The organism is Streptomyces daghestanicus (assembly GCF_020521275.1).
GTDB lineage: Bacteria > Actinomycetota > Actinomycetes > Streptomycetales > Streptomycetaceae > Streptomyces > Streptomyces griseoviridis.
Genome location: NZ_BNDX01000011.1, coordinates 243,446 through 256,755 on the forward strand (window position 1 = coordinate 243,446; position 13,310 = coordinate 256,755).

Consider the following 13,310-nt stretch of genomic DNA (forward strand, 5'->3'; position numbering starts at 1 on the left):
GGGTTCGGCCGTTCTTCGGCGTTTCCGGGAAGGTATTGACCGTCTTCGAAGCGCGTTCTGTCCGACGCGGGGAAGGGGTGTGACGGGCCGGCTCAGCGGGCCAGCTCCCGGTGGGCGGTCTCCGGCAGCCGCAGGTACACCAGCGAGGAGACCAGGCACAGGACGGCGACGTACCACGGGAAGATCCCGGGACGCCCCAGCTCCTCGAAGAGCGTGCCGACGTACGGGGCGGTGCCGCCGAACAGGGCGACGGTGAGCGAGTAGGGGAAGCCGATGCCGGCCGCGCGCACCCGCGGCGGGAAGATCTCCGCGTTGACGGCCGCGCTGATCGAGGTGAAGCCGGTCAGCAGCAGCATGCCCGCGCACTGGACGAGGAGGAGCACGGCGAAGGAGTCGCGCAGCGCGTGCAGCAGCGGCACGCTCAGCAGCGCGGACCCGAGGCCGAAGAAGAGCAGCGGGGGACGGCGTCCGAAGCGGTCGGAGAGCAGCCCGCCGACCGGCTGGAGCAGGGCGAAGAAGGCCAGCGAGACCGTCCCCGCGAGCAGCGCGTCGGACTTGGCGACGCCCGCGGTGAGTTCGGCGTACGTCGGCAGGTACGAGGTCCAGGTGTAGTAGGCGAGGGTGCCGCCCGCCGTGATGCCGCCGATGAGCAGGGACTCGCGCGGATGCCGGCGCAGCGCCTCGAACAGGCCGGGGCGCGGCGCCCGCGCCTGCTCCGCGCTGCGGGTCTCCTCCGCGCCCCGCCGGATCCAGAACCCGGCCAGGCTGAGCACCGCCCCCAGCACGAACGGCACCCGCCAGCCCCAGCTGTCCATCCGGTCCTCGGCGAGGGTGTTCACCAGCAGCGCCGCGACGCCGGAGGCGAGGAGCTGGCCGAGGGTGGTGGAGACGTACTGGAAGCTGGAGAAAAGGCCCCGGCGGCCGGGCCCCGCCGACTCCACCAGGAAGGTCGTCGACGCCGCGAACTCGCCGCCCACCGACAGGCCCTGGAGCAGCCGCGCCAGGACCAGCACCACCGGGGCCAGCAGACCGGCCGCCGCGTACGTCGGGGTCAGCCCGACCAGCAGGCTGCTGCCGCCCATCAGCAGGATGGTGACCGTCAGCGCCGACCGGCGCCCCCGCCGGTCGGCCACCGCGCCCATCAGCAGCCCGCCGACCGGCCGCATGAAGAAGCCCACCGCGAACACCGCGAACGTCGACAGCAGCGGCACCAGCGAACTGTCCGCGCTCTTCGGGAAGATCTGGCCGGCGATGTAGGTGGCCAGGAAGGTGTACGCGTACCAGTCGTACCACTCCACCGCGTTGCCCACGGAGGCGGCGAGGAGCTGGCGCAGCGGCCGGCGGGTCGGCGGGGGGACCGGATGCATGCCTGTCATGATCGCGACCATCCCCGCCGGGCGGGCCCCTCACACCCCCCGTACCGGCGACCTTCACATGAACGCCATCCGCCCCTTCCCGCCCGTTGGGTGCCCCTGGAACACTCCTTGCGCGCGCGGCCCGTCACCACCCGGCCGCCTCACCACCCCCGAGGCGAGAGGCTCACCACCCCCATGCCCGAAGTAAACCGGCGCCGGTTCCTCCAGATCGCGGGCGCCACGTCGGCGTTCAGCGTGCTCTCCGCGAGCATCCAGCGGGCCGCCGCACTGCCGGCCAACCACCGCACCGGATCGATCGAGGACGTCGAGCACATCGTCGTCCTTATGCAGGAGAACCGTTCCTTCGACCACTACTTCGGCAGCCTGCGCGGCGTCCGCGGCTTCGGCGACCCGCACCCGGTCACCCTCGACAGCGGCAAGTCGGTCTGGCACCAGACCAGGGCCGACGGCACCGAGGTGCTGCCCTTCCGCCCGGACGCCGACGACCTCGGCATGCAGTTCCTGGAGGGCCTGCCGCACAGCTGGCCGGACGGCCAGCAGGCGTACCACGGCGGCAAGTACGACCGCTGGGTGCCCGCCAAGGGCACGACCACGATGGCGTACCTGACCCGCGAGGACATCCCCTTCCACTACGCCCTCGCCGACGCCTTCACCGTCTGCGACGCCTACCACTGCTCGTTCATCGGCTCCACCGACCCCAACCGCTACTACATGTGGTCGGGCCACACCGGCAACGACGGCAAGGGCGGCGGCCCGGTCCTCGGCAACGACGAACTCGGCTACGACTGGACGACGTACCCCGAGCGCCTCGAAGCGGCCGGGATCTCCTGGAAGGTCTACCAGGACATCGGCGACGGCCTGGACGCCCAGGGCTCCTGGGGCTGGATCTCCGACGCCTACCGCGGCAACTACGGCGACAACTCCCTGCTGTACTTCAACAAGTACCGCGACGCCAAGCCCGGCGACCCGCTGTACGACAAGGCCCGCACCGGCACCGACGCCAAGAACGGCGACGGCTACTTCGACCGGCTGCGCGCCGACGTCAAGGCCGGCCGGCTCCCGCAGATCTCCTGGATCGCCGCCCCCGAGGCGTTCTCCGAGCACTCCAACTGGCCGTCGAACTACGGCGCCTGGTACATCGCCCAGGTCCTGGACGCGCTCACCGCCAACCCCGAGGTGTGGGCCAGGACCGCGCTGTTCATCACCTACGACGAGAACGACGGTTTCTTCGACCACCTGGTGCCGCCGCTGCCGCCGGAGTCGGACGCGCGGGGCCGCTCCACCGTCGACGTGTCACCGGACGTCTTCCCGGGCAGCACGCGCTACACCGCGGGCCACTACGGCCTCGGCCCGCGCGTCCCGATGCTGGTCGTCTCCCCCTGGAGCAAGGGCGGGTACGTCTGCTCGGAGACCTTCGACCACACCTCGATCCTGCGCTTCATGGAGCGCCGCTTCGGCGTGCGCGAGCCGCAGATCTCCCCGTGGCGGCGGGCCATCTGCGGCGACCTGACCTCGGCGTTCGACTTCTCCCGCACGGACAGCCGCCCCGCCCGGCTGCCCGCCACCGACGGCTACGAGCCGCAGGACCGCGAGCGCCATCCCGACTACCGCCCCACGCCCCCGGCCGAGCCCGGCATGCCCCGACAGGAGCGCGGCGTGCGCCCCGCCCGCCCGCTGCGGTACGCCCCGCTGGTGGACGCCTCGGCGGACCCGGTGGCCGGGACCCTCGCGCTGACCTTCGCCTCGGGCCCCGGGGCCGGCGCCGCCTTCCTGGTCACCTCCGGCAACCGCGCGGACGGCCCCTGGACGTACACCACCGAGGCCGGCAAGCGGATCTCCGACACCTGGAACGCGGCGTACTCCGGCGGTTCCCACGACCTCACCGTGCACGGCCCCAACGGCTTCCTGCGGGTCTTCCGGGGGCGGGCCGGCACCACCGGGCCCGAGGTCACCGCCCGCCACGTCCGCGACGACATCGAGCTGACCCTGACCAACTCGCCAGTCGCCGGCCGAACTTGTAGACGAGGAAGAGCCCTGCCACGCTGAGCCGGCGCGGGCTGCTCGACAAGGTGCGCGACCCGCAGGACGGCCGCCGCTCCCTGCTCCGCCCGACGGAGGAGGGGACGCGCGTCCACCGCAAGCTCACCGTGCGCACGGCCCGGATGAACCAGGTGTTCCTGGCCCCGCTCTCGGCCGAGGAGCAGGGCCTCTTCTTCGACCTCGTCCAACGGGTCGCGGACGCGGCCGAGGGACTGCGCAACCCGGCCGAGCCGGCGGCGCGCTGAAGCCCCTCAGCCGGCCTGCGCGAACACCACCCACACGGGTCCCTCGGCGAACCGCACGGGCGAACCGTCCGCCGCGGTGAACGCCGTACCGTCCGTGGCGGAGCCCCGCTTCCACCCGGCGGCGTACGCCCGCCCGCCGCGCAGCACCTCCGCCCGGCCGGTGCCCACCGTCTCCACGTACGGCGAGTTGCTGCCCCGGAAGTCCCGGAACCGCGACTCCCGTACCTTCACGTACTGCACCACCACGGTCGCCGGGGCCGGCCGCCGCCCACCGGGCTCGACCGCCGGGGTTCCGTCCATGCCGACCAGCCAGCGGCCCCGGGCCCCGGACCAGGTGAAGGTGAAGCGGGCCGCCGGGTACCGGACCGTGCGCGCCTTCTCCGCCCGGCCGCCCGAGGGCGCCGCGCCGTACGTGAAGCCGGTGGTCAGGGCCGCCGCGCCGGGCGCCGCGTCCAGCAGCCGACCGGGGCGCAGGTAGAGGTTGTGCGGTGCGCTCCGCCCGCTCTCCCGGACGAAGGCGCCGGAGGAGCCGTCCGGCTGCTCGGCCCGCAGCGGTGCCGCCTCGATCCTCGGCAGCAGTTTGCGCTGGGCGCCGGAGAAGGCGAGCGTCGGCCGGTCGAACTGGCGCAGGAGTTCCAGATCCGACTCCCGGGCGCTGCGCACCGGCCCGACCTTCTCGGGCAGCCGCGTCGCGTACAGCGCCATCAGCCGGCTGAGCCCGCCCTCGACGGGCTCCACGTAGACGACGTCGGCGGCCTCCAGTCCCGTCTGGGGACGGGCCGCCGGCGCGTTGTCGATCTTGACGGCCAGGGGGGAGCCCGTACGGGCCTGCGGGGTGCCCGTGGTTCCGGGGGAAGGCGTGGTGCCCGTGGTCCCCGTCGTCGCCCCGGTCTCCGAGGCGCCGGACGGGCGGGGCGCGGGACCCGGGCCGCGCGCGTCGTCCGCTCCCGGCCCCGCCGCGCAGCCCGCCGCCAGCACCGCCGCCGCCGCGGCCGCCAGCACCGCCCGTGCCGCACCGCCCCGCGTCCGCGTCCTTCGTCGCATCGTGACCACCGGCCACCCTCTCTATGTCACCGATTGTGCACCTCTTGGCGCCTCAAGTGCCATACCCGACTTTTTCTGACAATGCGCGGTTAATAGGCTGATCGGCCCAGCTCGGTGCGCAGCCTGGCAGCGGGTCCGGTGACCGGTCCGGCGGTTCGGGAGAGGGGCACCGGGTACCCGGGCGCAACCGTACGAGCGACGCAACCGGGTGACGGAGGGAGCGCGGGACGATGAAGGCAGTGACCTGGCAGGGCAAGCGGGACGTCCGGGTCGAGGAGGTGCCGGACCCGAAGATCCAGGAACCCACGGACGCGGTCATCCGCGTCACCTCCAGCGGACTGTGCGGCTCCGACCTGCACCTGTACGAAGTGCTCACCCCGTTCATGACCCCGGGCGACATCCTCGGGCACGAACCGATGGGCATCGTCGAGGAGGTCGGCCCCGAGGTGCCGAACCTCAGGCCGGGGGACCGGGTCGTCGTCCCCTTCCAGATCGCCTGCGGCCACTGCTACATGTGCGGCTCCGGGCTCCAGACGCAGTGCGAGACCACCCAGGTCACCGGCGAGGGCATGGGCGCCGCCCTGTTCGGCTACACCCGGCTCTACGGCGCCGTACCCGGCGGCCAGGCCGAGTACCTGAGGGTCCCGCAGGCCCACTACGGCCCGATCAAGGTGCCCGAGGGCCCGCCCGACGACCGCTTCGTCTACCTCTCCGACGTCCTGCCCACCGCCTGGCAGGCCGTCGCCTACGCCGGTGTCCCGCAGGGCGGTACGGTCGCCGTGCTCGGCCTCGGCCCGATCGGGGACATGGCCTGCCGGGTCGCACAGGTCAAGGGCGCCGGCCGGGTGTTCGGCATCGACCTCGTCCCCGAGCGGCTGCGCCGGGCGCGCGAGCGGGGCGTGGAGACGTACGACCTGCGCTCCTTCGACAGCGAGAAGGAACTCGTCGCCGCCCTCCAGGGCGAGACGGACGGGCGCGGCCCGGACGCGGTCATCGACGCGGTCGGCACCGAGGCCCACGGCAGCGCGATCGCCAAGCTGGTGCAGCAGGGCGCCGCGATCATGCCCCGCAAGCTGAGCGGCCCCATGGCGGAACGCTTCAGCGTCGACCGCCTCGCCGCCCTCTACACCGCCATCGACCTCGTCCGCCGCGGCGGCACCCTCTCCCTCGTCGGCGTCTACGGCGGCATGGCCGACCCGATGCCGATGCTCACCCTGTTCGACAAGCAGATCCAGATGCGGATGGGCCAGGCCAACGTACGGCGCTGGAGCGACGACATCCTCACCTACCTCACCGACGAGGACCCCCTCGGCGTGCAGGACTTCGCCACCCACCACGTGCCGCTGACCGACGCCCCGCACGCCTACGAGATGTTCCAGAAGAAGCAGGACGGCGCGGTGAAGGTACTGATGCGGCCCTAGGGTCCGTCCGTTCGGATCACGCCGCGGACGCGGGGCCTGGTGCGCGCACCTGCCGCGTTGTCGTCACTCGCCGACGCTCCGCGTCGGCTCCCTCCTCCGCCCTTGCGTCCGCACGCACCGGGCCCCGCTCACCGGCGCGAGGAAGACGCAGCCGATTCCCCGCGACCTGATGCGAACGACAGGCCCTGGTCACGGGGCGGCCGTGTCCGGGTCCGGCGGGGCCAGGATCTCCGCCAGGTCGAAGCGGACCGGTTCCTCCAGCTGGGCGAAGGTGCAGCTGTCCGGGGTGCGGTCCGGGCGCCAGCGGCGGAAGCGGGCGGTGTGCCGGAACCGCGCCCCGTTCTCCATGTGGTCGTACGCCACCTCCGCCACCCGCTCGGGGCGCACCGGCACCCAGGACAGGTCCTTCTTGCCCGACCAGCGGCTCGGGGCGCCCGGCAGCCGGGCCGTCCCGTGGGCGGCCTCGTCAGCCCAGGCCGCCCACGGGTGCCCGGAGACGTCGTCGAGGCGCAGCGGCTCCAGTTCCCCGACCAGCTCCGCCCGCCGCCTCATCGTGAAGGCCGCGCACACGCCGACATGCTGGAGGGTGCCCCGGCCGTCGTACAGGCCCAGCAGCAGCGAGCCGACCACCGGGCCGCTCTTGTGGAAGCGGTACCCGGCCACCACCACGTCGGCCGTCCGCTCGTGCTTCACCTTGAACATGGCCCGCTCGTCCGGCCGGTAGCGCAGGTCGAGCGGCTTGGCCACCACCCCGTCCAGGCCCGCCCCCTCGTACTGCTCGAACCACCGCCGCGCCACCCCGATGTCCGTGGTCGCCGGCGCCACGTGCACCGGCGCGGCGACCCCGGCCAGTGCCCGCAGCAGCAGCGCCCGGCGGTCGCTCAGCCCCACGTCCAGCAGGGACTCCCCGTCCAGCGCGAGCAGGTCGAAGGCGACGAAGGAGGCCGGCGTCCGCTCGGCCAGCGTCCGCACCCGGGAGTCCGCCGGGTGGATGCGCTCGGTCAGCGCGTCGAAGTCCAGCCGCCCCTGATGTGCGATGACGATCTCCCCGTCCACCACGCACCGCTCGGGCAGCCGCTCCCGCACCGCCGTCACCAGCTCCGGGAAGTACCTGGTCAGCGGCTTGCCCGTGCGGCTGCCGAACTCGACCTCGGCGCCGTCCCGGAAGACGATCGCCCGGAACCCGTCCCACTTCGCCTCGTACTGCATCCCCGGCGGGATCGCCGCCACGGACTTGGCGAGCATCGGCTTCACGGGCGGCATCACGGGAAGATCCATGGCCCGATTCTGGCCGGTTCCGCCGACTACCGCCTGATATGCGAACCGGGCGTCAGGGGCCTACCGTGGCTCGCATGGGCGAAGCGGTGGAACTGGAGACGGGCGGCCGGACCGTACGGCTGACCAGCCCGGACAAGGTCTTCTTCCCGGAGCGCGGCTACACCAAGCTCGACCTGGCCCGCTACTACCAGGCCGTCGCCCCCGGCATCCTGCGCGCGCTGCGCGAGCGCCCCACCACCCTGGAGCGCTACCCGGACGGCGTCGGCGGCGAGTGGTTCTACCAGAAACGCGCCCCCAAGGGCATGCCCGGCTGGATTCCCACCGCGCACATCTCCTTCCCCAGCGGACGCAGCGCCGACGAGATGTGCCCCACCGAGGAGGCCGCCGTGGTGTGGGCGGCCCAGTACGGCACGCTCACCTTCCACCCCTGGCCGGTCCGCCGTGCCGATGTCGACCACCCCGACGAACTCCGCATCGACCTCGACCCGCAGCCGGGCACCGACTACGACGACGCCGTCCGCGCCGCCCACGAACTGCGCGCCGTGCTCGATGAGTTCGGCGGGCTGCGCGGCTGGCCCAAGACCTCCGGCGGCCGGGGCCTGCACGTCTTCGTGCCGATCGAGCCGCGGTGGACATTCACCCAGGTGCGCCGGGCCGCCATCGCCGCCGGACGCGAGCTGGAGCGGCGGATGCCGGACCGGGTCACCACCAAGTGGTGGAAGGAGGAACGCGGCGAGCGCATCTTCGTCGACTACAACCAGACCGCCCGGGACCGCACCATCGCCTCCGCCTACTCGGTGCGCCCCCGCCCGCACGCCCCCGTCTCCGCGCCCCTGCGCTGGGAGGAGGTCGGACCCGCCCACCCGGCCGACTTCGACCTGGTGACCATGCCGGCCCGGTTCGCCGAACTCGGCGACGTGCACGCCGGCATGGACGACCACGCCCACTCCCTCGACGCCCTGCTGGAACTGGCCGCCAAGGACGAACGCGACCACGGGCTGGGCGATCTGCCGTACCCGCCTGAGTACCCCAAGATGCCGGGGGAGCCCAGCCGGGTACAGCCGAGCCGCGCGAAGAAGCCCGCCCGGCCTACAGATCCATGATCCGCACGTCCCGGTACGACACCACGTCCGTCGTGCCGTGGACCTGGAGCCCGATGTACCCGGCCGCGTACCGCCGGCCGTCCGTGCCCGGGTCGTCCGCGCGCGGCGGGGAGAACTCCTGCCCGCCGGTGTTGTCGAACTCGTTGATGAGCACGCCGTTGCGGTAGACCGAGTAGTGCTGGTCGACCACCCGGATCTCGTAGTCGTTCCAGGTGCCCTTCTGGGTCACCCCGGCCCCGGCGAGCCCGACCCGGTCGAAGCCGTACACCGACCCGGTCTTGTACAGGTCCCCGGCGGGGCCGTCGAACTCCTGGATCTCATGGCCGTACTTGACGGCGACCCACTCCGGGCGCGGCTCCTCCGGGTGGCCGTGCACCCAGGGGAAGCGCACGAGGACACCGGAGTTGGCGTTGTCGGTGCCCGGGGCGTCGTCCCGCCACTGGAGCTTCAGCGAGAAGTCGCCGTAGGCGCGCTCCGGGAACCACAGCATGCCCATGCCGGGGGTGGTGGTCCCGGAGGTGATCGACCCGTCCCCGTTCGCCGTGAACGACCCGCCGCCGACCTGCTCCCACCGGGCCAGCGATCCGGCCGTGCCGTCCATGATCGTGCGGTAGCCCTCCGTCCGACCGGGCGTGCCGATGCCGGATTCGCGGGCGGCGGCGCGGACGGCCTCCAGCTCCCGCCGGTCGATGACGCCCTCGGTCCGCAGCCGGGCCGTCACCTCGCGCACGTGCTTCAGGAACAGGGCGTGCGAGGTCCACTCCCGCTCGTCCTCGATCAGTTCGTTGATCCGGCACCGGTTGTCCGTCACCCGGTTGGGGACGCCGGTGTCCACGGTGCCGACGATCACCGTGAGCCGTTCGTCGTACTCCGGGCAGGGCGGCGCCGGGACCCCGCCGCCCGCGACGACGGTGAAGCCCACGCTCAGCGCGGCGGAGACGTTACCCGCCCGGTCGCTCGCCCGGTAGGCCACCGTGTGGCTGCCGGCCCGGTCGACGAGCACGGGCGCGGCGTAGGCCAGGTACGGGCCGCCGTCGAGCGCGTACTCGATGCCCGCGACGCCCGAGCCGCCCGCGTCGGTGGCGCTGACGGTCACCTTCGCGCCGCCGACGTACGCCCCGTTGGCGTTGCGCGCGCCCTCGACGGTCGCGCCGGTCACCGGCGCGGTGGTGTCCCGGGGCGGGGCGGCGGCCACCGTGAACGCCACCGACTTCTCCGGCGCGACGTTGCCCGCCTTGTCGGTGGCGCGGTAGCGGACGGTGTGGGAGCCCACCTGATGGACCATCACCGGCTGGGTGTACGGCTGCCAGACGCCGTCCCCGACCGCGTACTCCACGCCGTTCACACCGGAACCGGTGTCGGAGGCGGAGACGGTGACGGTCGCCATGTCGAGGTACGCCCCGTCCGCGTTCCGCTCCCCGTCGACGGTCGCCGAGGTCTCGGGCGGGTCGGTGTCGTCGGTCGGCGCGGGCGCCACCGTGAACGCCACGCTCTTCTCGGCGGCGGCGTTGCCCGCCTTGTCGAAGGCGCGGTAGCGGACCGTGTGGTCACCGACCTCGTCGATCACGACCGGCGTGGTGTACGGCTGCCAGGCGCCGTCGGTGCCGAGCGCGTACTCGACCCGGTCGACGCCCGAACCGCCGGTGTCGGTCGCGGTGACCGACACGCTGGCCGAACCGACGTACTGTCCCTGCCCGTTCCGGGTGCCCGCCACCTCGGCCGCGGTCTCGGGGGCCGTGGTGTCGTCCCCGCCGTCGCCCTCGGTGACCACCAGGACGCCCTTCATCTCCCCGTGGCCCGGGATGGTGCAGTGGTACAGGTAGCGGCCGGGGGAGAGGGTGACCTCGGCGGTGTGCCGCCCGCCCTGCGCGTCGAAGGGGTTGGCCAGGACGTTGAGCTGCACATCGCTGTTGTACGCGGGGTCGGTGGTGGTGAACGTCAGCGTGTGGGGCATGCCCGTGGTGTTGCCGGTGGCCTCGCTGTTCTCGAAGACGATCGTCGCCGGACCGGCCACCGCCGTCCCGGGCGCCGAGGTGTACCGCGTGATGTCGTCGCCGGCGGTCCAGGTGAGGGCCTGCTGCTCGGCGGCCGGCGCGGCCGGCCCGTCCCCGCCGGCGGCCGCGGCCGGCAGCCCCAGGACCAGGAGCAGACCGGCCAGCAGGGCGGCCCAGGTTCTCCGTCGTGTCACCGTGTCCCCCTCGCGAGCTGTCCGGCGGCCGGGGTCGGCCCGCCGCCCGTGTAGGTGACCCGCCACAGGGCCGACTTGGTGTCCGAGGTGAAGAAGCCGCGTCCGTAGTCCAGGACGTACAGCGCGCCGTCCGGACCGAACTTCCAGTCCATCAGGTTCTTGATCCCGCTGTCCCCGACCGGGACGATCTTCTTCAGGGACTCCGAGTGCACCGGCAGACCGCCGTCGCCCTGGGTCCTCGGGTCCATCAGCACCGCGTTACGCGGCTGCCCGTCGTCGTAGAAGTCGCCGACGAACCACTTGCCGTCCCAGTACGCCGGCCACTTGACCGCGCTGCCGTTCGCGGCGTCGTAGCGGTAGACCGGGCCGTTCATCGCGGCCTGCCCGCCGCCCGTGAGCCACGGCAGGAGGTAGGTGCCCTCCGCCTGCTCGTACGACGGCACCCCGGCCGCGTCGCGCGGGAAGTCGGGGCCGCCGCCCTGCGGGGAGTACCAGATGTTGTTGCCGGTGACCGGCGGCACGTTCACCAGGCCGTCGTTGTTCGGTGACTCGTTCTTCGGGTGGTCGCAGTCGTACCAGCCCAGCGGCTGTGCGGGGTCGGGCAGGTTGCGGTCCCGGTAGGGCTGCTTGTTGCCCATGCAGTACGGCCAGCCCCGGTTGCTCGCCCTCGTGATCACGGCGAAGGTGTCGTACTTGGCCGGGCCCCAGGTCGGGGAGGGCGCGGAGGCGTCCGGGCCGACCCAGCCCGCGTACAGGGTGTCGGTCGACTTGTCGACGGAGATGCGCGCCGGGTTGCGGACGCCCATGACGTAGATCTCGCCGCGTGTCTTGCCGCCGCCCTCGGCGGTCTCCTCGCCGGTGAAGAGGTTGCCCTCGGGCAGGGTGTACGTGCCGTCCGGCTCGGGGTGGATGCGGAGGATCTTGCCGTTGAGGTTGTTGGTGTTGCCGGCGGTGCGGCGCGCGTCGGCGAAGGAGACGCCCTTGAAGGCCGGCTCCGGGTTGTTGCCGGAGTAACCGCCGCTGAAGCCGCTGGAGTTGTTGTCACCGGTGGCGATGTACAGGTTGTCCTCGGAGTCCCAGGCCATGCCGCCGCCCGCGTGGCAGCAGCTGTGGATCTGCACCGGCCACTTCAGCAGCACCTTCTCGCTGCCGAGGTCCAGCTTGTTCGTCTCCCGGTCCAGGGTGAACCGGGAGACGCGCCGCTCGGCCATGTGGGTCGCGCGGTCGATCTCCGAATGCGGGGTGTAGTGCAGGTACACCCAGCCGTTCTCCTGGAAGCCGGGGTCGAGTTCGATGCCGAGCAGGCCCTCCTCGACCTTGACCAGCTCCTCGCCGCCGCCCTTGTTGCCGAAGACGGTCAGCTCCCCGGCCAGGGTGACCTGCCTCGTCGCGGGGTCGTAGACGTGGATCTGTCCCTGGCCCTTGCCGATGTCCGGGTCGTTCCAGTCGGTGACCACCGGCCGGGAGGCGTCGGCGCCGCCCCGGCCGATGTAGAGGACCCGGCCGTCGGGGGCGGTGACCAGGCCGTGCGGCTCCCCGATCTGGTCGTTCCGCCCCGGCTGATTGGGCCGGGTCAGCCGCTCCGCCGCGTAGTTGCCGGTGATGGTGGCCTTGCAGTCGGCCCGCACCAGCCGGGTCGTCCACAGCAGGGCGCCGCGCAGATGGGTGCGGAAGTCGGTCTCGTCCCAGGCGGAGACCGTGCCGCCCATGCCGGTGTAGAAGGAACGTCCGCCGTCGTAGTCCCGGCACCAGCTCACCGGGTGGTCCGCGCCGTTGGCGTTCTGCCCCGGCCGGTACGTCGACTCCCGCACCCGGGCGACCGTGTGCACCGCGCCGGACGGGTTGGTCTGCCAGTTCAGCCACTTGTCGGGGCGCTTCCACTGCGCCGGCAGGTCCTTGGTCGCCGGGTGCAGCCGGTCGCCGACCTCCACGGTGGCCCGCTGGACGTCCGCGGGACCGCCGGCGGCCGGGCGGGCGCCGATCAGACCGGTGAACCAGTCCGAGTACGGCTCCGCGCGGGCCGCGTCGTGCACGCCGATGAAACCGCCGCCGGCCTCCATGTACGTCTCCAGGCCCGCCTCCTGCTCCGGGTCCAGGACGTCGCCGCCGCCGGTCAGGAACACCACCGCGTTGAACCGGCCGAGCCGCTTCCCGTCGGTGAACACCGAGCCGTCGCCGGTCGCGGTGACGGTGAAGCGCTGGTCGGCGGGGCCGGTGAGCCCGATCCGCTCGATCGCCGCGATACCGGCGTTCACCAGTGGCGACTCCGCGCCGGCGGCGGCCGAGCCGTAGTAGATCAGGACCCGGACGTCGGCGCTGCCCGGCGGCGAGGTGATCGACATCGTTGTCAGCGGTGGCTCCGGCGCGGGGAGCGCGCCGGCCGCCGGTGCCGACAGCAGTCCGGCGGTCAGGAACCCGGCGGTCAGCGCCGCCGCCCTGGCCCGCCGTTTCCTCGCGGTGGCGCTGAATCCTCGTAAGCGCACGGGTCTGTGTGGTGTCGGGAACCGCACGTGGTCACCCACCCCTCCTCGGTCGCGGCAGCAGCGCCAAGGAAGCTAGACCTCTTTGCCCGGTCCGCCAATAGGTATCACCGGGATACGACGAACTTTGTCCTG

The 13,310-nt window shown here is 72.7% G+C and carries 8 protein-coding genes and 1 pseudogene; 4 read left to right on the forward strand and 5 right to left on the reverse strand.

The features are described 5' to 3' along the window. Window positions 1-92: 92 nt before the first annotated feature. A complete protein-coding gene (locus Sdagh_RS23435) occupies window positions 93-1,388 on the reverse strand; it encodes an MFS transporter (protein WP_190009563.1) in 1,296 nt (431 codons plus the stop codon). A 162-nt stretch (window positions 1,389-1,550) separates the two neighbouring features. Between Sdagh_RS23435 and Sdagh_RS23440 the strand changes: the two genes are divergently transcribed. Beyond that, window positions 1,551-3,422, forward strand: a complete 1,872-nt coding sequence (locus Sdagh_RS23440) for a phosphocholine-specific phospholipase C (protein WP_190077094.1) — start codon at window positions 1,551-1,553, stop codon at window positions 3,420-3,422. After that, window positions 3,419-3,661, forward strand: a pseudogene (locus tag Sdagh_RS23445) (MarR family winged helix-turn-helix transcriptional regulator); the annotation flags it as partial. The gene Sdagh_RS23440 and the pseudogene Sdagh_RS23445, both read left to right, overlap by 4 nt. A gap of 6 nt (window positions 3,662-3,667) precedes the next feature. Here the strand turns inward: Sdagh_RS23445 and Sdagh_RS23450 are convergent. Next, window positions 3,668-4,705, reverse strand: a complete 1,038-nt coding sequence (locus tag Sdagh_RS23450; protein ID WP_190077093.1) for a DUF3048 domain-containing protein — start codon at window positions 4,703-4,705, stop codon at window positions 3,668-3,670. Window positions 4,706-4,935: 230 nt separating this feature from the next. Between Sdagh_RS23450 and Sdagh_RS23455 the strand changes: the two genes are divergently transcribed. Next, window positions 4,936-6,126 (forward strand): zinc-dependent alcohol dehydrogenase, encoded by a 1,191-nt coding sequence (locus Sdagh_RS23455; protein WP_190077092.1) that lies wholly within the window; start codon window positions 4,936-4,938, stop codon window positions 6,124-6,126. 189 nt (window positions 6,127-6,315) lie between these two features. On the opposite strand, the gene Sdagh_RS23460 is transcribed toward Sdagh_RS23455, so the two are convergent. After that, a complete protein-coding gene (locus Sdagh_RS23460) occupies window positions 6,316-7,404 on the reverse strand; it encodes an ATP-dependent DNA ligase (protein WP_190077091.1) in 1,089 nt (362 codons plus the stop codon). 74 nt (window positions 7,405-7,478) lie between these two features. Between Sdagh_RS23460 and ligD the strand changes: the two genes are divergently transcribed. After that, a complete protein-coding gene (ligD, locus tag Sdagh_RS23465; RefSeq protein ID WP_189415644.1) occupies window positions 7,479-8,507 on the forward strand; it encodes a non-homologous end-joining DNA ligase in 1,029 nt (342 codons plus the stop codon). Here the strand turns inward: ligD and Sdagh_RS23470 are convergent. Both Sdagh_RS23470 and Sdagh_RS23475 read right to left on the reverse strand, forming a co-directional pair. Then, window positions 8,494-10,695: an OmpL47-type beta-barrel domain-containing protein gene (locus Sdagh_RS23470; protein WP_190077090.1), complete on the reverse strand. Its 2,202-nt coding sequence runs from the start codon at window positions 10,693-10,695 to the stop codon at window positions 8,494-8,496. The two genes, ligD and Sdagh_RS23470, sit on opposite strands and share 14 nt — an antisense overlap. After that, the gene (locus tag Sdagh_RS23475; RefSeq protein WP_226535606.1) at window positions 10,692-13,178 is read right to left on the reverse strand and encodes a ThuA domain-containing protein; all 2,487 of its coding nucleotides are present in this window, start codon (window positions 13,176-13,178) and stop codon (window positions 10,692-10,694) included. The genes Sdagh_RS23470 and Sdagh_RS23475 overlap by 4 nt, the downstream gene beginning before the upstream one ends. Between the last annotated feature and the right edge of the window lie 132 nt (window positions 13,179-13,310).

Coding starts and splice junctions, on each gene's coding strand:
- Sdagh_RS23435 (WP_190009563.1), bottom strand. CDS start 1,388: ATGGTCGCGATCATGACAGGCATGCATCCGGTCCCCCCGCCGACCCGC.
- Sdagh_RS23440 (WP_190077094.1), top strand. CDS start 1,551: ATGCCCGAAGTAAACCGGCGCCGGTTCCTCCAGATCGCGGGCGCCACG.
- Sdagh_RS23450 (WP_190077093.1), bottom strand. CDS start 4,705: ATGCGACGAAGGACGCGGACGCGGGGCGGTGCGGCACGGGCGGTGCTG.
- Sdagh_RS23455 (WP_190077092.1), top strand. CDS start 4,936: ATGAAGGCAGTGACCTGGCAGGGCAAGCGGGACGTCCGGGTCGAGGAG.
- Sdagh_RS23460 (WP_190077091.1), bottom strand. CDS start 7,404: ATGGATCTTCCCGTGATGCCGCCCGTGAAGCCGATGCTCGCCAAGTCC.
- ligD (WP_189415644.1), top strand. CDS start 7,479: ATGGGCGAAGCGGTGGAACTGGAGACGGGCGGCCGGACCGTACGGCTG.